Here is a 20,905-nt window from a genome sequence, read left to right on the forward strand (position 1 = left end):
GCGGCCCCGACCTCGGCACTCCCGTTCTTCACCTGCAGGCCACGTCCGGTTCGGCTGCCATCACTCCGTCGTTACGTGTGCCCGGCAGGCTCGCCTGACATGACCGCCTGGCGCGCACTCCGCGACCCCCGTCCCGTCACCGCCGCCGCCCTCGCCGTCGCCGCGCTCGCCGCCACGGTCACCGGGTGCGGCGCACTGCCCGGGAACTCGGCCAACGCGCCGATCACCGTCATGACCTGGGCGCCACACGATACCAAGGCCACCAACATGCCCGGCATGACGGCGGTCGCCACCGCCTACGCCCGCTGGGTGAACGACAACGGCGGCATCAACGGCCGCGAGCTGAAGGTCGTCACCTGCGACGAGGGCAACGACAGCGTGCGCGCCGCGCGGTGCGCGGAGCAGGCGCGGGACGTGGGCGCCGTGGCCGTCGTCGGCTCCTACACCCAGCACGCCCGCACCGTCATGCCCGCGCTGGAGGTGGCCGGCATCCCCTACCTCGGCGGCTACGGGCTCACCGAGGAGGAGCTGTCCAGCCCGCTGTCCTTCCCCGTCAACGGCGGCCAGCCCGCGCTCGTCGCGGGCAGCGGGCGGCAGCTCGCCGACGTCTGCGGACAGGTGGCGCTCGTGCGGCCCGACACCATCGCGGGCGACGAGCTGCCCGGTCTGTTCAACGCCGGGCTGCGCACCGGCCGCGCCGCGCCCGCGACGGACGTGCGCGCCCCGGAGGACTCCGCCTCCTACACCGACGAGGCCCGACGCGCCCTGCACAGCGCGGGCGTGGCGGCCGGGGACGCCCCCGCGAAGGGCGCCGAGCCGGACACCGGCGGGTACGCCACGGTCGCGGAGACGGCGCCGACCGGGTCCGCGGCCGAGCGGCCCGGCGGCCCCGGCGACACGGCGGACGACCCGGGCGACCCGGAGTCCTGCGTGGCCACCGCGCTCGGCGGCCGCACCGGCACCTTCCTCGACTCCTTCGCCCGGGTCCGCGACGACGCCTCGGCCGTGACGCTCGCCTCCGTCCTCGGCAGCGTCGAGCAGTCGCTGGTGAACCGCACCGGCGGCGCGGACAGTTTGCTGGAAGGCAGCTACGTCACCAGTTGGTACCCGGCCGCCCAGGAGCCGGTGTGGGACGAGATGCGGGGCGTCCTGGACACCTACGCCTTCGGGGACAACCGCATCGACCCGGCCGACCCCGGCGTGCAGACGACGTGGGTCGCCTACACCGTGCTGCGCTCCGTGCTGCGGTCGATGGGCGACACGGAGATCACCCACCGCACCTTCCACCAGGCGCTGGACGACACCGGGCCGGTCAGCACGGGCGGCATCACCCCGGAGCTGAGCTGGCACTACGACGACCTGCTCGCCGCGCCGTCCTACCCGCGCATCGTCAACGCGATGGTCAACTTCCAGCAGGTGCGCGGGGGTCGCCTGGTGGCCAGCCAGAAGGAGCCGGTCGACATGGGCGGGACCCTCGAGGAGCTGATGAGCTGACCCGGGCGGGGCCATCCGCCGGGCGGCCCTCCGGCGGGGCCCGCCCGGTCACGGGGTCAGAGCTGCGTCGGCTGCCGTTCGGTGAGCCCGTGCTCGCGGGCGACCGGGTTCCACAGCTCCGCGGCCTGCTCCTTGGCCTCCGTCGCCTCGCCGCTCGCGGCCGTCGCCTCGGTCAGCGCGTCCGTCGACTTCGCCTGGCCGCCGGGGCAACCGCCGTCGGCGGCCACGTCGTCCGCCCAGTCGGCGTAGTGCTCGTCGGCGGCGGCCGACGCCTCCCACGCCGTGGTGAGCCGGTCCGCGAGCCGCTCGTGGTCGGGGAGCAGGTCGAGGTCGAGCTCCCCGAGCCGGGAGACCAGGTCGTTGCGCTGGTCCGCCGCGTCCCGCAGGTCCGTCGCGGCCTGGTCGAGCTTCCGGCACTCCTTGATGCGCTGCACCGAGCTGATGACCGTGTCGCGGCTGGCGTTGCTGTCGGCCAGCAGCTCGTCCAGGGCCCGCGCCTGGTCCTCGACCGTCTCGCCGCCCTCCGGCTCGCCCCCGGCGGACGGCTCGGCGCTGGCCTGCGGCCGAGCGGGCTCCTTCGGGTCGTCCCCGCCGCTCATCGCCGCGCCGACGATCAGTCCCGTGCCGACGATGACGACGGCGGCGATGGCACCGACGACGTAGGTGGTGCGCCTGCGGCCGCCGGACCCGCCCGGGCCCGCCGGCTCGGGGCCGCCGTGGCCCGACCCGCCGCCCGGACCGGGGGGCGGCGGCTGGTGTCCGGCGGGCGGATAGCCGTACCCGGACGGACCCTGCGGGTAGCCGTAGCCGGTCGGGGGCTGCTGCGGGTAGCCGTACCCGGGCCCGGGCCGCTGCGGGTAGCCGTACCCGGGCGGGCGCGGGGCGGCGGGCGGCGGGGTGGCACCGGCCGCCGGGCGGAAGAGGCTGTCGAACTCGGCCGGGGGCGTCCTGCCCTGGTCGGGCGCGGCCGACGGGGCGCCGAACGGCTCGCCGGGCGACTGCTGGGGCGGCGGCTGGTGCGGTGGCCGGTGCTGGCCGTGGGGCTGCTGCGGCTGCGCCGGGTGGTGCGGGGACTGGCGGGGGACGCGGCGAAGCTGCTGCGTGGCCTCCGGGTTGCCCGCGGCCTGCTCCGGGTGCCCCTCCCCGGGGTAGGGCGGGATGACGCGGGTGGCGTCCGCGTCGCCGGGCGCGCCCTGCGGAGGCAGCAGCCGGGTCTCCTCGCCCGCTCCGGCCTGGCCGGGGTAGGGCGGCGGGTCGCCGTAGGCGGGCGCGGCGGGCTGGGGCGGGAGCAGCCGCGTCTCGTCGTGCGCACCGGGCGCGGCCTCGGCCGGGGGCGGCTGCGCCGGGGGTGGGGCGTACGGCGCGGGCTGCTGCGGCGGCAGGAGCCGCGTCTCGTCGTGCGCCCCCGGCACGGCGGGCGGCCCCGCCGGGGGAGCGGGCGGCTGCGCCGGGGGCGGCGGCTGGTGCGGCGGGGGCGGCGGCTGGTGCGGCGGGGCGGCGGGCTGGTGGGCGGGTGGCTGCTGCGGCGGGGCGGCCGCGTCTCCCGGGCCCCAGGGCTGGCCCCACGGCTGGCCCCCGGACGGTGCGGCCTGCGGGGGCTGCGGGGTCTCGTGCTGCCGGGGGTGCCACGGCCGGCCGCCGTTCGACGGCAGGACCACACCTTCGCGCGGCTCGTCGCCCTGTCCGCTGTGCGCTGTCACCGACCGGCTCCTTAGACCTGTGCACCGATCACGCCCACCCGACCCGTACGGAGGGCGCGTTGACCTCACGGCCCCCGTGACGGGATGCCAGCGGGTCACGCTACCCGGTGTCCCGCACAGGCGACCACGTCGTCCCCCGCACGGGTCGCCGGAGCCGCCCGCCGGGTGTCCGGTGACGGGGTCAGGCGCCCACCGTCGCCTCCGCGCTCGGGCGGGCCCGCTCGGCGAAGGCGCGGACGATGTCCTCCCCGGCGAAGGGCTCCAGGCGCTGGTGGAAGGCGTCCAGGTACTCCTGGCCCCGCTGCGAGCGCAGCCCGCGCAGCGCGTCCAGCGCCTGGGCCGCGGTGTGACACGCCTCGTCGACGTGGCGCTGGGCGGCCTGCGCGTCGGCCAGGAGCAGCAGGTCGATGGCCCGCCGCCGGGTGCGCGACTCGGGGTGCTGGGCGAGCGCCTCCTCCGCGCGGCGCCGGGCGGGCCCGGGCTGGCCGAGGTCGCGGTGGCAGTGGGCCAGCTCGTCGGCGAGGTAGGCGGCGTCGAAGTGGGCGATCCAGGCCGGGTCGTCGCCCGCGTCCGTCGCGGCCTGGGCCCGCTCGAACGCCGACAGGGCGCGGCCCGCGGCCACCTGGCAGGCCCGGTTGTCGCCGATCAGCGCGTGGCCGCGGGCCTCGGCGGCGTGGAACATGGCCTCGGTGCGCGGCGTCACCCGGCCGCGCGTGCCCTCCTGGGCGGCGCGGGCCAGTTGGGCGATCTCGCGCGGGTTGCCGAGCGACGCGGCGAGGTGGCTCATGCCCGCGGCCAGCACGTAGCCGCCGTACGCGCGGTCGCCCCCGGCCTGTGCGAGCCGCAGCGCCTGGATGTAGTGGCGCTGGGCCAGGCCGGGGCGCCCGGTGTCCACGGCCATGTACCCGGCCAGCTCGCTGAGCCGGGCGGCGGCGGCGAACAGCGCCCGGCCGACCGACTCCCGGTAGGAGCCGGCCAGCAGCCCCGAGACGACGCCGCTGAGGTAGTGGGCGAGGACGGGGCGCACGTGGCCGCTGCCGAAGCGGTGGTCCAGGTCGGACAGGGCCGCGGTGGTGGCCCGCACCGCCGCCACGTCGCCGGGGCCGACGCGCGGTCCGCTGCCGCGCTCGACCTGGGCGTCCGGCGCGGAGATCAGCCAGTCCCGGCTCGGCTCGACCAGCGCGGAGGCGGCCGCGGAGTGCCCGGTGAGGAAGTCCTGGCTGCCGACGTCGCCGCGCCACAGCTCGCGGGCCAGCTCGACGGCCTCGGGCACGTCGGCCGCGTACCGCAGGCCGATCGACGAGCCCTGGTCCCGGCCGACGGCCATGCCGATCTCGTCGACGGTGACGGCGCGTCCCAGCTTGCGGCCCAGCGCCTTGGCGATCATCGCGGGCGCCTGCCCGCGCGGCTGCTGGCCGCGCAGCCAGCGGGCCACGGAGGTCTTGTCGTAGCGCAGGTCGAGCCCGTGCTCGGCCCCGGCGAGGTTGACGCGGCGGGCCAGCCCGGCGTTGGAGCAGCCCGCCTCCTCGATGAGGGCGGCGAGGCGGTCGTTGGGCTGGCGCGCGGTGAGCGGTCTTGCGGCCATACGGTGTCCCCTTCGGACCGACGAGGGTGCGGGCGACGCACCCGGGAGCGCACCCGGTGTGGTTACCCAGCCACATCGCCCGGTGCGGTGCGCGCCCCCCGCCGTGCACCCGTGCGCCCCCGTGACCGACCACGTGCACCACCGTCACGTGGTTGCCGTAACGTTGCGCCGCGCGGAACCACCCGGACGGCCGTAACCCCGGCCCGGCGGCGCAGTTGGGATCTGCGTGGAAGAGACGACCGCAGTCACTTTGGCCCCTGCGGCCCCGACGGCATCACCCCTGCGCCCCCCGGCGCCCGCCTCGGCGCCGCGCCCGGTGCCCGGCCAACGCGGCGACACCCTGCTGGACCACGCCGTGCGCTACGCCGGCGAGCGGCACTGGGACGTACTGCCCGGAAGCTGGCTGGAGATCGTCGACGGCGTGCCGCGCTGCGTCTGCCGGGAGGCGATGTGCCCCTCCCCCGGCGCGCACCCGCTCCGGTCGGCCTGGGCGGCGGAGACCGCGGGCAGCGGCCCCGGCGCCCGCCGCCTGTGGGAGCGCACGCCGTTCGCCTCCGTGCTGCTGCCCACGGGCCGCACGTTCGACGCCGTGGACGTGCCGGAGGTCGCCGGGTGCCTGGCGCTGGCCCGGATGGAGCGGCTGGACGTGCCGCTGGGCCCGGTGACGAGCACGCCGCACGGCCGCATGCTGTTCTTCGTCCTGCCGGGCGCGGCGGCGAAGGCACCGGGCGTGATCCGCCGGCTGGGCTGGTCGCCCGGCGCGCTGGACCTCACGACGCGGGGCGACGGCGACTGGGTCGCCGCACCGCCGACGCGGGTGGGCGCGCGCGGCTCCGTGCAGTGGGCCCGGCGCCCCACGGCCGCCAACCGCTGGCTGCCCGACGCGGACGCGCTGCTGCCACACCTGGCGTACGCGTGCGGCCAGGAGGCCGCCACCTCCCGGGAGCGGTGAGCACGCGGCGCCCCCGGCCACGGCACGCGAACGCCGCCCCTGCCGCCAGGCCATCCGCACCCCCGGGCCGAGGGCCGCCCGCCCAGGCAACCGCCCGCGCCGCTCGGGCAGACGCCCGCACCACCGCACCACCCGGGCCGACGGCCGCGCCGCCCGCACCGACGGCTGCCGCACCGCCGCCTGTACGCCCGCGTCCGGCACGACAGGACGCGGGCGCGAGCACCTGGGCCGTGACCACGACAACCCACCCGTGCCGCCCGGACCGCCGGGCCGGGCCGGGCCGACGGTCGGCGCCTGCGCCGCCCGTGCCGCCCGCGTCGACGACCACCCACCGGCTGCCCGTGCCGCCCCGGGCCGACGGCCGCCACTTTGGCCCACGGCCCGGGGGCCTCGCGTCGACGCGCAGGGGAGCGTGCCGGGCGTCTCGCGCCCGCCGTCGGCCAAGCCCCGGTGCGTCAGCCGAGGTGGGGCACCGCGTCCGCCGGGAAGTGGCGGGCCAGGAACGGGTCGACCGCCCGGCGCCAGGCGGCGGGCTGGTCGTGGTGGACGAGGTGGCCCGCGTCGGCGACCTCCGCGTACTCGCCGCGCGGCAGGACGCGCACCATCTCCTGCGCCTCCGCGCGGCCGAGTTCGCCGTCGACGCCGCGGACCACGAGCGCCGGGCAGCACACCTGCGCCAGCTCGTCCCAGTGCGCGTCGTGCACCCACGCCTCGCGCGCCTGGAGCATCTGGCGGCGGGAGAACACCGGACGCCAGCCGTCGGCCCGCTCGGCCATGACCTCGGCGTAGAACTCGCCGCGGGAGGGGCTCGGGCGCTCCAGGACCGGGTCCTCCGCCCCGAACCAGCGCCGGACGTCGGCCAGCGTCGCGAAGGGCAGCGGCCAGGAGCGGAACCACGCCTCCCACTGGCGTTGGGAGTGCTCGCCCAGCGCGGACGCCCGCATGTCGCAGATGACCAGGGCGCGGACCAGGTCCGGGCGGCGGGCGGCGAGCTGCCAGGCGGTGAGCGCACCCATGGAGTGGCCGATCAGCGCGACGGGGCCCAGCGCCAGTTGCTCGATCGCGGCCTCGGCGTCGTCGACGAACGCGTCCCGGTCGAACGGGCCGTGCTCGGGCTTGTCACTGCGGCCGTGGCCGCGCTGGTCGAGCCCGACGGCGCGGTAGCGGTCGGACAGCCAGCGGGCGGTGGGGGCCCAGTGGGACGCGCGCCCCATGAGCCCGTGCAGCAACAGCACGGCCGGCCCGGGCGGCCGCTCGCCGTCCGGCGCGCCCCGTCCGGGCGGGACGCCGGCCCGCGCGTCCGGGCCCGGCCCGGAGGCGCGCCGACCGGGCAGCACCTTGGGCGGATCGGTGTACTCCCAGGCGGCGAGCCGCAGCCCGCCCGAACCGGTGACATCGATGCGTCGCACCATCCGATCCGACACCCCCGTTCCCGCGTCCGTCGCAGTCACTGCCGCCCCTGCCGCTTCCTCGCCCGCCGCCCGGGGCACTGCCCGGACGCGCGACGCACACCCCACGCTATCGAACGACCATTCGAACAGAGGGGAAAGCCACCCAACTTCCCTCGTACGTGTGACGGCTCACCACGGTTGACCGCCGCCCCCACGGGGAGAGACCTAGCGGGAGACGGGCGTCGCGCACAACCGGGAGGTACCGGGCGCCCGTGGGAGCGGCCCGGGACGCTCGGGGACTCGGGCCGCACCCGGAGGGGGCGGCGGGGAGCATGGCTCCGGCCGCGCACGGCGCCGGGGTCCTGACGTGTTCGGGGCACACCCTCCGCCCTCTTCTCGCTCGTGCCGGTGGACCGGCGTGCGGCCACTCACAGCCGACGTGGAGCCAACAGGGTGTCACGCCGCGCAGCCGTCCGGGCGCGTTCCGCTGAACTTCACCGGGAAGAGGCGGCCTTGACATCCCGTTCGCCGCGAACCGGCGAGGCCACCGCGCGCGGACCGCCCCCGGCCCGGCCGGGGCGGCTCTCGCCGGGCGAGCCGTCCCCGCCGGTCCGGTCGACGCCCACCGCCCGCGCCGCTTCCGCCGGTCCGGGGTCGTCTCCGGCGTGCCCGGCCGCCCGCCTCCCGACCGCTCCGCGCTCCCCCGCCGTCCAGCGCTCCTACCGCCGGGCGACGAAGACGTGGGCCGCGATCTCGGCGCGCAGCTCCGCCGCCTCGCCGCCGCTGCCGACGTGGACGCCGCCGCCCGCGCCGGCCGTGGCCGTCACCACGGAGCCGGGCTGCACACCGGCGCGGCGCAGGGTGTACATGAGCTGCGCGTCCGTCTGGATCGGCTCGCCGATGCGCCGGACGACGACCGTGTTGCCGTCCGGGCCCGGCGCGAGGTCGGCCAGGCTCACCATCGCGTCCGCCAGGAACGGCTCCCCGTCCGCCGTCTCGCCCAGCTCCTCCAGGCCCGGGATCGGGTTCCCGTACGGCGACTCCGTGGGGTGGCGCAGCAGCTCCAGCACGCGCCGCTCCACCGCCTCGCTCATCACGTGCTCCCAGCGGCACGCCTCGGCGTGCACCTGCTCCCACTCCAGCCCGATCACGTCGACCAGCAGGCACTCCGCCAGGCGGTGCTTGCGCATGACCCGGGTGGCCAGCTTGCGGCCCTCGGCCGTGAGCTCCAGGTGGCGGTCGCCCGCGACCGTCAGCAGGCCGTCGCGCTCCATGCGGGCGACCGTCTGGCTCACGGTGGGGCCGCTTTGGTCCAGCCGCTCGGCGATGCGGGCCCGCATGGGGACGACGCCCTCTTCCTCCAGCTCCAGAATGGTGCGGAGATACATCTCGGTGGTGTCGATGAGTCCTGACATCGCTGTACGTGCCCCTCGTCCGGTGCGGTGGCCCTGGCCTCAATTCTGACGCATCGCGCCGACAACCGTTTCCGGCGGCACCCTGGTCCAGACCTGTGCGGTCCTCTACCGTGATGCCCCATGAGCGCGAGCGAGCTTGCCGGGCGGTACTTCGACAGCGCGATCGACCTGCTGAGCGAGGTCAGGGACAAGGAGGCGGAGTCCGTCGCGGCGGCGGGTGCGCTGCTGGCGGACACCGTGGCGGCCGACGGCCGGCTGTTCGCCTGCGGCGCGGGCCACTCCTCCCTCGTCGCCCAGGACGTGGTGTACCGGGCGGGCGGCCTGGCCGTGCTGAACCTGCTGCCGGTGCCCGGCGCCGTGGGCGTCGACGTCGTCCCGGCGACGCTGGGCAGCGCGCTGGAGTGCGTGAGCGGGCTCGCGGACGCGGTGCTGGAGACCTCCCCGGCGCGCTCCGGTGACGTGCTCGTGGTCGTCTCGCTGTCCGGCCGCAACCCGCTGCCGGTGGAGCTGGCGTCCGGGGCGCGCGAGCGCGGGCTGCGCGTCGTCGGCGTCACCTCGGTCGCCTACGCGCACGGCACCCGCTCGCGGCACTCCTCGGGCACCTTCCTCAAGGACCACTGCGACGTCGTCCTCGACACCCGCGTCCCCGTCGGCGACGCGGTGCTCGAACACCCCGGCGTGCCCGCGCCCTTCGCGCCCGCCTCCACGGTGGTGGCCTGCGCGCTGCTCCAGGCCGCGGTGGCCGCGGCCACCGAGGAGCTGACCGCGCGCGGCCTCACCCCGCCGCTGCTGCGCTCGGGCAACGTGGACGGGGGGCACGCGTGGAACGAGCGGGTGATGGCCGACAACGCCGAGCGGATCTTCTACCGGCGCTGAGCGGGCGGCCGGTGCGGACCGCCGCGGGCCCCCCGCTCGCCGCGCACCGCCTGGGCCAGATCCACGGAGGCGGCGATGCGCACCGCGATGTCCTGCCCGTAGGTGAGGTCCGCCCGGTCGAAGCCGCGCCGGGCCGGGCCGCGCAGGAACGTCACGACGCCCAGCGTCCGGCCCCGGCTGCGCAGCGCCGTGCACATGCCGTACGCCGTCCCCTCCGGCCACGAGCGGGCCTGGGCCCACTCCGGCGAGGTGCTGCCGCCCGCGCCCGTGCGCACCGGCCCGCCGTGCTCGAACGCCTGGAGCGCCGGATGGTTGGCCATGTAGGGCACGGGGAGACCACTGTCCGGGTGCGGGTGCCAGTGCTCGTGCGCCCCGCCGGGAGCGTGCGCGGCGCGGACGAGCCGGGCACCCGCGGCCAGGTCGAGCAGTGCGTGGTCGGCGTAGCCCGCGAGGGCGAAGTCCAGGTGGACGGCGGCGGCCTCCATCGGGTCCTCGCACTCGGCCGCCGCGCGCGCGGCCCGGTGGAGCTGGCTGTCCCGGAACCGGGTGCGCGCCGCCTGCTGCTCGGCGAGCTTGGCGTCGGTGACGTCGTGGAAGAGCCACGCCACGCCCAGCGGCACCGGCTCCTCGGCCAGCGGCGAGGACAGCCGCAGGAAGCCGCTGCGCCAGCACCGGCGCAGCGGCGGCTCCACCGGGCCGTCGCCGCCGGGCCGCAGCGTCACCCACAGGTCGGCCGGCGCGGGCGGCGTGCCCTCGCCCAGCACGTGCTGGAGCGCGCCCTCCAGCTCCTCCAGGCCGTTGCCGAGCACGTCGCCCAGCGGGCGCCCCAGCAGGCCGCTGCGCCGCACCCCGAAGGCGCGGGCGGCGTGCGTGTTGACCACGGCGGGCCGCAGGTCGGCGTCGATGAGGACGACGCCCCAGGAGGCGTCGTCGAACAGCGCCTCGCTCAGCGCGATCGACCGCTCCAGGTCGATCTGGGCGTGCGCCTCGCTGAACGCGCAGTAGACGCCCGCCGGTTCGCCGGCGGCGTTGCGCACCCGCGAGGACTGGGTGCGCACCAGCACCCGGCCGCCGCCCTTGGTGAGCAGCGCGAACTCGTGCACCTGGCGGCCGGGCGCCGTCATCGCCGCCATGAGCCGCTCCTCGACGTCCTGCGCGTCGGCGTTGCGCACCGCCCAGCCGGCCATGCCGCGCCGCCCGACCGCCTCCGCCGCGCTCCAGCCGAGCATGCGCTCGGCCTCCCGGTTCCAGTGGGTGACGACCCCGTCGGCGTCGAACGCGCACAGCGCGGCGTCCATACCGTCCAGCAGGGCGGCGAGCAGGCAGTCGCCACCCTGCTGGGCGGCAGGCCCCACCTCCGACTCGCCGGCCGCGGACTCGGAGTGGGTTTCAGGCTGAGCGGACATCTGGCACCCCCGGGCCTTTCGTGCACGTTGCACACAGGATCATTCAACGCGAACGTGACCCAGCGCACAGCTTAATCCGAAAAATCGTTGCCCCCCTGAAATTCCCTTGCACGGGGGCCGGGGGCCCGCGTTACCGTGCGGGCACACGGGAAAGGAGGTGATCCGGTAGATGAGTGACCACCGGACGCGTGAGGTGACTGCGGCCTGAGGCCGTTCGTCGCTCAACCAGCACGGTCGGCCTCGCCGGCCTAGATCCACGCAGTCACCCGGCCCGCGGGCTGCCGGTTCGTCCGACCGGCCCCGTCGCGATCCCCGCGACGCGGAGCAGCCCGCGGGCCGCTTCGCGTTCCCGTCCCCGCACGGCCGCCCGCGGCACGCGCCCACGAGGGCCACCTGACGGTGCAGGCGCCCTCCACCCGCACCGGCCTCCCCGGCGCCCGGCTCCGCCCGGCCGGGGCGCCGCGACCCACGCGGCGGGACCCCGGGCCCCGCACGGCCCCGGGCACCGGCGGACCCGCGACGGCCCTGCCCCCGCGCATCGGGCGGCCCGGGGCAGGCGGGCCCGCCTCGTCGACGCGCACCCGCCGCGCAGAACCCGGGCGCGCGGGCCGCACGGCGGACACCCCGCCCGGCGCGTGCGGCCGGGGCACGGCCGGGCCACGCGACGGACCGCGCCACCCCCACCGTCCCGCCGCTCCGCTGTGCTGGCGTGAGCGCCGCGGGCCGCGCCCGCCCGCGGCGGGCGCGGCCCGGGTCGCGCGCGGTTCGGGTGGCGGACGTCCGCCCCCGGCGGGCCGGTGCGGGCGGGGTCAGGGGGCGAGGCGCTCGATCGTCCAGGCGGTGTCGGTACGGCGGTAGCGGAGGCGGTCGTGGAGGCGGTTCTCCCGACCCTGCCAGAACTCCACCGTCTCGGGGGCGACCCGGTAGCCGCCCCACTCCGGAGGCGCCGGGACGTCCGCGCCCTCGGGGTAGCGCGCGGCCAGCGAGGCGTACAGCTCGTCCAGCTCCTCCCGGGAGGCGACCGCCGAGGACTGCCGGCTGGCCCACGCGCCGAGCTGCGAACCGTGCGGGCGGGTGCGGAAGTACGCCGTCGTCTCGGCCCGCCCCGTCCGCCGGGCCCGCCCGGAGACGACCACCTGGCGGGCGATGCCGTGCCACGGGAAGAGCAGCGAGACCCAGGGGTTGCCCTCGATGTCGCGGCCCTTGCGGGAGCCGTAGTGCGTGAAGAAGACGAAGCCGGCCCGGTCGTAGGCCTTGAGCAGCACCGTGCGGGAACCGGGCCGCCCCTCGGGGCCGACCGTCGACAGGACCATGGCGTTGGGCTCGTGCAGCCCGGCCGCTTCCGCGTCGTGGAACCAGTGGGCGAACTGCTCGAACGGTTCGGGCGCGAGGTCGGCTTCCCGCAGGCCCTCGTGCCGGTAGTGGGCCCGCATCGCCGCCGGGTCCAGGGCGCGCCGCGCCCGGCGAGCGGCGTGCTCGGCCGAGGACGCGGCGGCCTCCGCGAGCCGCGCCGCCTCGACGGCGTAGTCGGCGGGATGGGCGCGGTGGACCGGTGCGGCGTCGGAGGGGCCGGCTTCGGGCCCGGTGGAACCGGGCACGCCGCCGGGCGCGTCGTCGTGGGCGTCGTGGGCGTCAGAGGCGTCGGACACGCGCCTCATCCTGCATCATGGCGCTCCCGGCCCGTCCGGCTGGTGGGCGAGTCTGCCCGCTTCGCCCGGGCTTCACACCTGGCCGGACCCAATCGCCGCGTGTGCCATTCCTCACGCCCGAGCCCGGGGTAACGAACCGGCCGAAATCGCCGCCCGTCGAGGTGTGGGGCGCCCGGACCGGGGCTATCGTGTTCGATCGCGCCCGAGACTGGGAGGACCACCAGCTCAGACCGCGCCACCCAGGATTCCGGCGACGGACCGCCAGCCCGGACGGCACCCGGGCGGCGGAGCCGTTCCGACCCATCACGAGGAGCCGCCTGATGTCCGATTTCGTCCCCGGCCTTGAGGGAGTCGTCGCGTTCGAGACGGAGATCGCCGAGCCCGACAAGGAAGGCGGCGCCCTGCGCTACCGGGGCGTCGACATCGAGGACCTGGTGGGTCACGTCTCCTTCGCGAACGTGTGGGGCCTGCTGGTGGACGGCAGCTTCAACCCGGGCCTGCCGCCGGCCGAGCCCTTCCCCATCCCCGTCCACTCCGGGGACATCCGGGTGGACGTCCAGTCCGCGCTGGCCATGCTCGCCCCGGTGTGGGGCCTGAAACCGCTGCTTGACATCGACGCCGAGCAGGCCCGCGAGGACCTGGCGCGGGCCGCCGTCATGGCGCTGTCCTACGTCGCCCAGTCCGCACGCGGGCAGGGGCTGCCGATGGTGCCGCAGCGCGAGATCGACAAGGCGGACACCGTCGTCGAGCGGTTCATGCGGCGCTGGCGCGGCGAGCCGGACCCCAAGCACGTCGCCGCCGTCGACGCCTACTGGACGTCGGCCGCCGAGCACGGCATGAACGCCTCCACCTTCGCCGCCCGCGTCATCGCCTCCACGGGCGCGGACGTCGCCGCGGCGCTCTCCGGGGCGGTGGGCGCCATGTCGGGCCCGCTGCACGGCGGCGCGCCCTCGCGCGTGCTGCACATGATCGAGGAGATCGAGCGCACCGGGGACGCCACGGCGTACGTCAAGCGCCAGCTCGACCAGGGCGAGCGCCTGATGGGCTTCGGCCACCGCGTCTACCGGGCCGAGGACCCGCGCGCCCGGGTGCTGCGCCGCACCGCGAAGGAGCTGGGCGCACCGCGCTACGAGGTGGCCGCCGCGCTGGAGCAGGCCGCGCTGAAGGAGCTGCGGGCCCGCCGGCCCGACCGCGTGCTGGCCACGAACGTCGAGTTCTGGGCCGCCATCGTGCTGGACTTCGCGGAGGTCCCGGCGCACATGTTCACCTCGATGTTCACCTGCGCGCGGACGGCGGGCTGGTCGGCGCACATCCTGGAGCAGAAGCGCACCGGCCGCCTGGTGCGCCCCTCCGCGCGGTACACGGGCCCCGGGCAGCGCGGCCCGCACGAGATCGAGGGCTACGACGCCCTGGCGACGCGGGGCTGAGGACGGCCACCCACCCCTCCGCACGCACGCACCGGGGCCCCGCGCGTACCACCCCGCGCGGGGCCCCGTCGGCGTCCCGGCCCGTCGGCGTCCCGGCCCGTCGGCCCCGCGCCGCCGGGCCGGCCGCGGTGCACGCGAGCACCGCGCAGTGCCCCGGGCTCGCGCACCGGGGCGCGAACCCACGTCCGCGAGCGGCCGGGCGCGGCGGGCCGGGCGGCGGTGGCGGGTCAGGCCGGAGCGCCCTCGCCGGGGGCGTCGCGCCACGCGCCGCGGGCGGCCGCCGCGGCGGCGTACTCCTCGACCGTGCGGGCCGGGCGGCCGGTGACGCGGGAGACCGTGTCCCGGGGCTCGGTGCCGCCGAGGTCACGCAGCGCGGCGAAGGCGGCGAGCTCCTGCTCGACCGACTCCGCCGACCGGCCGAGCGCGCTCTGCGCGGCCCGGTAGTCCTCCGGGTCGCCGGAGAACCGCAGGGGCCGCCCGACGGCGTCGGCGATGCGCTCGCACACCTCGCCGAAGGACAGCGCCTGCGGGCCGGTCACCTCGTACGTCCGGCCGGTGTGCCCCGGCTCCGTCAGGACCCGGGCGGCGACGGCCCCGAGGTCTTCGAGGTCGACGAACGCCTGCCGGCACTCCCCGACGGGCACCGTCAGCTCCCCGGCCAGCACCGCCTCGCGGAAGGGGCCTTCGTCGAAGTTCTGGTCGAACCAGTCGGAGCGCAGGACCGTCCAGTCCGCGCCGGAGTCCTTGACCGACTCCTCGGCCCGCAGCAGCCGCTCGTCCCCTATCGCCTCGATGGCCCGGCTGGAGAGCAGGACGAGGCGCCGCACCGCGAGGTCCGCCGCCAGCCGGGCGAACCCCGGGGCCACGGGGACCCCCTCGGGGGCCATCACGAACACCCGGTCGACGCCGCGCAGCGCGGGTTCCCAGGTGGTCTCGTCCGCCCAGTCGAAACGGGTGGGGCCGTGCCGCGAGGCGGGTCTGACCGCTGCGTCCAGGTCCCGCAGGTGCGTGACGACACGTCGGCCGACGGAACCGGTGGCGCCCAGAACGAGGATCGGTGAGGGGTCCATGTCTTCCCGAACGATGGGGGACGGAAGGGGGAAACGGCCCCGGCCGCGCCCGGTCACGGGCGGCCGCCGACCGTCACGGCACACGTTCCTCTGTACCTCGTCTCACAAACATCTGACCTGGTTCTGATTCTCCTCCGTTGACGCCCGGAAATTCCCCGAAGCAGAATTTCCCTAACGTCGCCACCATGCTGACCCGAGGTCAGCAAATTTCCTCCTCGCCCGTGTCCCGGTCCGGCGCGGGCGCTCTTCCGGCGCTTTCCGGGCGCACTCCGCACGCTTTCCGCAAGCTTTCCGCACACAGGCGACCCGCACGCGGCGCGGACGCACCGCTTCTTGACGGCCACCCGCCATGCGCCTCGGCCACGCGCCACCCGTCACCCGCGGCCGTCAGCGGCTGTCGCCGCAACCCGGTACGCCACCCGCTGTCCGACACCCGCTGTCCGACACCCGCTGTCCGACGAGAATCCGGAAGGAAGCAGAGATGCCCCTGACCGAGCAGACGACGGCACCCCGCGCCGCCCCGCCGGCGCTCGCGCCGCGCATCCACCACGTGGGGGTGCAGACGGCCGACCTCGACAACTGCCTGACCTGGTACCAGGAGTTCTTCGGCGCGGAGAAGAGGTGGGAACTCGACCGCTTCTCCGACCTCACGCTGAGCCGGCTGCCGGGCATCGGGCGGCTGGTGGAGGTCGCGGTCGGCGACCTGCGCTTCCACCTGTTCGACCGCTCCGACCACGACCGCCGCGTGCCGCCCGAGGAGTCCCACCAGTTCCAGCACGTGTGCCTGCGCGTGGACGAGCCCGAGGAGCTGACGGCCGTGCGCGAGCGGTGGGTCGAGCTGTACGACTCCGGGCGCTTCGCCTTCGCGCGCCAGGACGGGCCCACCGAGGTCGTCGTCGACGAGGACGGGGTGCGCAGCCTCTACCTCTTCGACGTCAACGGGCTGGAGTACGAGTTCGCCCACGTCCCGGAAGGACACCGATGAGCACCTTGGCCCCGCACCCGGCACCCGGTGCCGTCCGGGTCGGCGACTGGGACTTCGGTGACTTCCCCTACGGCCTCGAACCCCTGGCGCTGCCCCCGGCCGGCCAGGCCCGGGCGGGGGCAGGGCACCGGCCCGTGGCGCCCGCGCCGTGCGAGCCCCGGCGGATCTGCCGGGAACTGCGCGCGCTCACCGGCACGGGCGCGGCGGCCGCACCCCTCGGCGTGCCCCCGGCCCACTCCTACGACCAGCTCTTCTGGTTCCGCTGGATCACCGGCCACCAGGTGACGTTCGCCCTGTGGCGGCTGATGGGCCGGGTCCTGGAGGAGCTGCCCCGGCCGGACGCCGTCCCCGGCCCCGCCGCGATGGCCCGGCTGGAGTGCTACACCCTCGGGTACTGCGCCATGCTGCTCTACAGCGGTTCGTGCCCGCGCGACCTGTACCAGAGCCTGATCCGGCCGGCGATGTTCCTCCAGCACCGGGGCTTCAGCGGCACCTGGGCGCCGGACTTCGTGCAGGTGCGCGGGCTGATGCGCGGACGCCCCCTGCCGTGGCTGCCGGACGGGCGGGCCGCCGGGGTGCGGGCCGCCGTGGAGGTCCAGCAGGCGATCCACGACAGCGTCGCCGCCCGGCTGGTGCCGAACGGGCGGTCCCTGCTCCAGCAGAGCGTCGCCGAGAGCCCCGTGCGGCCGTCGGAGCGCACGGCCGTCCTCTACGACAACTTCTTCATGACGCTGCGCGGCCCCGTCCCGGACGCGGACGTCGCCGCCCAACTGCTGCGCCGTCTGCGGGCGGTGGGCCTGGACCTGGCCGTCAACGGCCTGTACCCGCTCGGCCGGGACGACGAGCCGGAGGAGGAGGGGAGCGGGCTGGTGGCCGGCTGCGAGCGCCGCCTCGGCCCGGTGCTGGCCACCGCCGCCGCCCACGCCGCCGACCTCGCCCGCCCGACCGGGTCCGCCGCCTGACGCCCGCCCGTCCGCCGCCCCGAAGGCCGACGTCCCGACGTCCCGACGTCCCGACGTCCCGACGTCCCGACGCCCGGACGCACGCCGTCCGACGGGCACGGTCCGACAGCCGCGCCCCGGTCACCGGCTGCGGCCCGAGGACCTGCAACGGCGGCGCCCCCGCCCCGGGCGGTGCCCTGCCGCCGCCGAGTCGAAAGGAGATCCGAGCACATGCGCCACGGAGTTCTGCTCCTGCCCGAGCACCGCTGGTCCCGGGCCAGGCAGCGGTGGAAGCTGGCCGAGGAGCTGGGGTACGACCACGCCTGGACCTACGACCACCTGATGTGGCGCTGGCTGAGCGACCGGCCGTGGTTCTCGGCCGTGCCCACCCTGGCCGCCGCCGCCGAGGCCACCTCGCGCATCACGCTGGGCACGCTGGTGGCCAGTCCCAACTTCCGGCACCCGGTGGACTTCGCCAAGGAGCTGGTGTCGCTGGACGACGTCTCCGGCGGCCGCGTGGTCTGCGGCCTGGGCGCCGGTGCCGACGGCTACGACACCCGCGTGCGCGGCGACCGCCCCCTCTCCCGCCGGGCGCGCGGGGCCCGCTTCGAGGAGTTCACCGGCCTGCTCGACCGGCTGCTGCGCGAGGAGCGGACCACCTTCCACGGGGAGTGGTACACCGTCGAGGACGTGGTGGTGCGGCCGGAGTGCCTGGCGGCGCCCCGCCTGCCCCTGGCGGTTGCCGCCGCCGGACCGCGCGGCATGGCCCTGGCCGCGCGCCACGCGGACACCTGGGTCACCAGCGGGGCCCCCAACCTCTTCGAGACCGAGCGGTACGACCGGCTGGTCCCGCTGCTCAAGGAGCAGCTCGCGGCGGTGGACGACGCGTGCGCGGCCCAGGGCCGCGACCCGGCGACCCTGCGCCGGCTGCTGCTGACCGGTGCCTCCGTGGGCGGTGTCCTGGACTCCGTGGGCAGTTACCAGGACGCCGCTGGGGTCTTCGAGGACCTCGGGTTCACCGATCTCGTCGTGCACTGGCCCCGTCCGGAGTTCCCCTTCCAGGGGCGCGAGGACGTGCTGCTGGAGTTCGCCTCCGCCCGGTGGGGAGGCAGGCCGTGACGCTCCCCTTCGAGATCGTCGGCATCTTCGGCACCGGCCCCGGGGGCGGCAGCCCGCTGGCCGTCGTCCACGGCGCCGAGGGCCTGGCCGCGGCGGACATGGCCTGGATCGCCGCGCGGCTGCGGGCCGACGAGGCCGCGTTCGTCCTCCCGCCGACCGCGCCGGAGGCCACCCACCGGGTGCGGGTCTTCACCCGCCGCGGGGAGTCGCCCTTCGGGGGGCACTCCGCCGTGGGCACCGCCGTGGCGCTGGTCCGCTCCGGGCGCCTGCCCGCCGGCCGGGTCGTCCAGCAGTGCGGTGAGCGGCTGCTCACGCTGCGGGCGGACGCCGAGCGCGCCACGGTCACCGCGACCGGGCCGCAGCCGGCCGACGCGCTGGACCCCGGTCCGCTGCTCGAAGCCGTCGGCCTCACCGGGGACGACCTGGACGGCGGCCCGGTGGCGGCCGCGGGGTTCGGGCCGCGCTTCCACCTGCTGCCGGTGCGCCGTGGCGCGGTCGCGGCGGCCCGGCCCGACCCCGCCGCGCTGGAGCGGGCGGACCTGCCGGACGTCTTCGTCTTCCACTGGGACGCGGCCGCCTCCACCGCCACGGCCCGGCTGTTCGCCCCCGGGTACGCCATCGCGGAGGACCCGGGCTGCGCCTCGGTCGGTCTGGCGCTCGGCGCCTGGCTGGACGCGCGCGGACTGCCGGGCGGGGGGCTCGCCTTCCGGATCGAGCAGGGGGCCGAGCTGGGGCGCCCGGCCGTCCTGGAGTGCACGGCCGGCTCCGGTGACGGCCCGCTGACCGCCACGGTCGGCGGGCGGGCGCCGCAGGAGCTGACCGGAGAGATCACCGTGCCCGTCCCCCGGCCGTGAAAGCCGTCCCCGCCGCCCGCAGGAAGGTCCTCGCATGCTGCTGCGACCCGAACTCCACGGCACCCGGGGTGCCGTCTCCTCCACCCACTGGCTGGCCTCGGCGGCCGGGTCCGCGATGTTCGACGAAGGGGGCAACGCCTTCGACGCCGCGGCGGCCGCCGCCTTCGTCGTCCAGGTCGTCGAACCGCACCTGAACGGCCCCGGCGGCGACGTGCCGATCCTGCTGCACGACGCCCGGCACGGCGACGTGCGGGTGATCTGCGGGCAGGGGCCGATGCCCAGGGCCGCGACGATCGAGCACTTCCGCGGGCTCGGGCTGCGCGCGGTGCCCGGCTCCGGCCTGCTGGCGGCCTGCGTCCCGGGGGCCGTCGGCGCCTGGCTGACGCTGCTGCGCGACCACGGCCGGCTGCCGCTGGCGACCGTGCTCGCCCCGGCCGTCCACTACGCGGAGCGGGGCCACCCGCTGCTGCCCAAGGCCGCCGCCATGATCGGGGCGATGGCGCCGCTGTTCCGCACCGAGTGGCGCGAGTCGGGGCGTACCTACCTGCGCGCGGACGGCAGCGCCCCCGCGCCCGGAGAGCGCGTGCGCAACCCGGCGCTCGCGGGCACCTACCGGCGGCTCGTCTCGGCGGCGGCCGGGGCCGGACCCGCGGCGGGCGCCGACGCCGCGCTGCGCGCCTTCCACGAGGGGTTCGTCGCCGAGGCCGTCGACGCCTACACCGAGCGCGCCGAGATGGTCGACGCCACCGGACGGCGCCACCGGGGCCTGCTGCGCGGCGCGGACCTGGCCGACTGGCGGCCCGGTGTCGAGGACCCGGTGTCCCTGGAGTACCGGGGGCACCTGGTGCACAAGCCGGGCCCCTGGTCGCAGGGGCCGGTCTTCCTCCAGCAACTGGCCCTGCTGGAAGGGTTCGACCTCGCGGGCGCGGGATTCGGCAGCGCCGACCACCTGCACACCGTGACGGAGGCCGCCAAGCTCGCCTTCGCCGACCGCGAGGCCTGGTACGGCGACCCCCGTCGCACGGAGGTCCCCCTCGACGGGCTGCTCTCCCCCGAGTACGCGGCGCGGCGCCGGGCCCTGATCGGCCCCCGCGCCTCGGACACCCTGCGGCCCGGCTCGCCGGAGGGGCGGACGCCGCGCCTGCCGGACCTCGCCGCGGACCCCGAGGTGCGACGCGAGCACGGCTGGCAGGAGCAGTTGGCCGACGGCATCCCCGCCGTCCCGCTGCTCAGCCAGTCCAAGGGCGACACCTGCTGCGTGACGGCCGTGGACGACGAGGGCAACCTGGTCGCGGCCACCCCCAGCGGCGGGTGGCTGAAGAGCTCGCCGGTCGTCCCGGGCCTCGGTTTCCCCCTGGGCACGCGGGGCCAGATGGCCTGGCTGGACGCGGACCACCCCAACGCCCTGGCCCCGGGCAAGCGCCCCCGCACGACCCTCAGCCCCTCGCTCGTCCTGCGCGACGGACGCCCCCACCTGGCCTTCGGCACCCCGGGAGGCGACCAGCAGGACCAGTGGACGCTGCACGCCTTCCTCGCCCACGTCGACTTCGGCATGGGCCCGCAGGAGGCGGTGGAGGCCCGGGCGTTCCACACCGACCACGCGCCGTCCTCGTTCACGCCCCGCGTCTCCCGGGCGCGGGGGCTGACCGTGGAACGCGGCTTCGACGCGGCGGTCCTGGCCGACCTGCGCGCCCGGGGCCACGAGGTGCGCGAGGTCGACGCCTACTCGCTGGGCAAGGTGTGCATGGCCGGACCCCGGGCGGACGGCGGCGTGCTCGCGGCCGCCAGCCCGCGCGGCGGCCAGGCGTACGCCGTGGCCCGCTGACCCGCCCCCGGCAGCCCGGCTCCCGCCCCGGGGCCGGAGGGCCAGGGCCCCGCCCGGACGCCCAGGACCGCTCGCGGTGACCCGGGCCACGCCCGGGACGGCCCGGTCGGCGCCACGGCCCCCGGTCCCGCTCGGGGAGCCGCCGCGCCGACCACGACGGGCCCAACCCTCACGGGCCGTGGCCGCCACGGGGCGACGCCGCCGCGCTCGCGGCGG

The 20,905-nt window shown here is 77.0% G+C and carries 16 protein-coding genes; 9 read left to right on the forward strand and 7 right to left on the reverse strand.

What is annotated here, in order from left to right; genetic code table 11:
• The first annotated feature begins 99 nt into the window (after nt 1-99).
• Nucleotides 100-1,494, forward strand: a complete 1,395-nt coding sequence (locus OSB71_RS05200) for an ABC transporter substrate-binding protein (protein ID WP_265944679.1) — start codon at nt 100-102, stop codon at nt 1,492-1,494.
• Between the two features lie 56 nt (nt 1,495-1,550).
• On the opposite strand, the gene OSB71_RS05205 is transcribed toward OSB71_RS05200, so the two are convergent.
• Complete coding sequence (locus OSB71_RS05205; RefSeq protein WP_265944681.1) at nt 1,551-3,194, reverse strand: hypothetical protein; 1,644 nt, start codon at nt 3,192-3,194, stop codon at nt 1,551-1,553.
• A gap of 181 nt (nt 3,195-3,375) precedes the next feature.
• The gene (locus OSB71_RS05210) at nt 3,376-4,779 is read right to left on the reverse strand and encodes an NsdA family TPR-like regulatory protein (RefSeq protein ID WP_265944684.1); all 1,404 of its coding nucleotides are present in this window, start codon (nt 4,777-4,779) and stop codon (nt 3,376-3,378) included.
• A 316-nt stretch (nt 4,780-5,095) separates the two neighbouring features.
• Here OSB71_RS05210 and OSB71_RS05215 point away from each other — a divergent pair, with 316 nt between their 5' ends.
• Nucleotides 5,096-5,731, forward strand: coding sequence for a bifunctional DNA primase/polymerase (locus OSB71_RS05215; RefSeq protein ID WP_265944686.1), 636 nt, complete (start codon nt 5,096-5,098; stop codon nt 5,729-5,731).
• A gap of 455 nt (nt 5,732-6,186) precedes the next feature.
• Here the strand turns inward: OSB71_RS05215 and OSB71_RS05220 are convergent, their stop codons facing one another.
• Both OSB71_RS05220 and OSB71_RS05225 read right to left on the reverse strand, forming a co-directional pair.
• Nucleotides 6,187-7,143 (reverse strand): alpha/beta fold hydrolase, encoded by a 957-nt coding sequence (locus OSB71_RS05220; protein WP_265944687.1) that lies wholly within the window; start codon nt 7,141-7,143, stop codon nt 6,187-6,189.
• A 698-nt stretch (nt 7,144-7,841) separates the two neighbouring features.
• Complete coding sequence (locus tag OSB71_RS05225) at nt 7,842-8,537, reverse strand: iron-dependent transcriptional repressor DtxR (protein ID WP_265944689.1); 696 nt, start codon at nt 8,535-8,537, stop codon at nt 7,842-7,844.
• 120 nt (nt 8,538-8,657) lie between these two features.
• Between OSB71_RS05225 and OSB71_RS05230 the strand changes: the two genes are divergently transcribed.
• The gene (locus tag OSB71_RS05230; protein ID WP_265944692.1) at nt 8,658-9,413 is read left to right on the forward strand and encodes an SIS domain-containing protein; all 756 of its coding nucleotides are present in this window, start codon (nt 8,658-8,660) and stop codon (nt 9,411-9,413) included.
• On the opposite strand, the gene OSB71_RS05235 is transcribed toward OSB71_RS05230, so the two are convergent.
• Nucleotides 9,401-10,819 carry a PAS domain-containing protein gene (locus OSB71_RS05235; protein ID WP_265944694.1) on the reverse strand — a complete coding sequence of 473 codons (1,419 nt, stop codon included), beginning with the start codon at nt 10,817-10,819 and terminating at the stop codon, nt 9,401-9,403. The genes OSB71_RS05230 and OSB71_RS05235 overlap by 13 nt on opposite strands.
• Nucleotides 10,820-11,628: 809 nt before the next feature.
• The gene (pdxH, locus tag OSB71_RS05240; protein ID WP_265944781.1) at nt 11,629-12,252 is read right to left on the reverse strand and encodes a pyridoxamine 5'-phosphate oxidase; all 624 of its coding nucleotides are present in this window, start codon (nt 12,250-12,252) and stop codon (nt 11,629-11,631) included.
• A gap of 536 nt (nt 12,253-12,788) precedes the next feature.
• Here pdxH and OSB71_RS05245 point away from each other — a divergent pair.
• The gene (locus OSB71_RS05245) at nt 12,789-13,895 is read left to right on the forward strand and encodes a citrate synthase 2 (RefSeq protein WP_265944696.1); all 1,107 of its coding nucleotides are present in this window, start codon (nt 12,789-12,791) and stop codon (nt 13,893-13,895) included.
• Nucleotides 13,896-14,122: 227 nt separating this feature from the next.
• Here the strand turns inward: OSB71_RS05245 and OSB71_RS05250 are convergent, their stop codons facing one another.
• Nucleotides 14,123-14,965, reverse strand: a complete 843-nt coding sequence (locus OSB71_RS05250; RefSeq protein ID WP_265944697.1) for an NAD(P)H-binding protein — start codon at nt 14,963-14,965, stop codon at nt 14,123-14,125.
• Between the two features lie 481 nt (nt 14,966-15,446).
• Between OSB71_RS05250 and OSB71_RS05255 the strand changes: the two genes are divergently transcribed.
• From OSB71_RS05255 to OSB71_RS05275, 5 genes are all read left to right on the forward strand, one after another.
• A complete protein-coding gene (locus tag OSB71_RS05255; protein WP_265944699.1) occupies nt 15,447-15,950 on the forward strand; it encodes a VOC family protein in 504 nt (167 codons plus the stop codon).
• Nucleotides 15,947-16,912, forward strand: coding sequence for a 3-methyl-L-tyrosine peroxygenase-related protein (locus OSB71_RS05260; RefSeq protein WP_265944701.1), 966 nt, complete (start codon nt 15,947-15,949; stop codon nt 16,910-16,912). The genes OSB71_RS05255 and OSB71_RS05260 overlap by 4 nt, the downstream gene beginning before the upstream one ends.
• Nucleotides 16,913-17,122: 210 nt before the next feature.
• Entirely contained in the window at nt 17,123-18,010 is an 888-nt protein-coding gene (locus tag OSB71_RS05265; RefSeq protein ID WP_265944703.1) for an LLM class flavin-dependent oxidoreductase, read from the forward strand.
• Nucleotides 18,007-18,864, forward strand: coding sequence for a PhzF family phenazine biosynthesis protein (locus OSB71_RS05270; RefSeq protein ID WP_265944705.1), 858 nt, complete (start codon nt 18,007-18,009; stop codon nt 18,862-18,864). The genes OSB71_RS05265 and OSB71_RS05270 overlap by 4 nt, the downstream gene beginning before the upstream one ends.
• A gap of 34 nt (nt 18,865-18,898) precedes the next feature.
• Nucleotides 18,899-20,689 (forward strand): gamma-glutamyltransferase family protein, encoded by a 1,791-nt coding sequence (locus OSB71_RS05275; protein WP_265944707.1) that lies wholly within the window; start codon nt 18,899-18,901, stop codon nt 20,687-20,689.
• Nucleotides 20,690-20,905 lie beyond the last annotated feature (216 nt).

Origin of the sequence: Streptomyces marinisediminis (genome assembly GCF_026262575.1) — a bacterium.
In the GTDB taxonomy this organism is placed as follows: Bacteria; Actinomycetota; Actinomycetes; order Streptomycetales; family Streptomycetaceae; genus Streptomyces; species Streptomyces marinisediminis.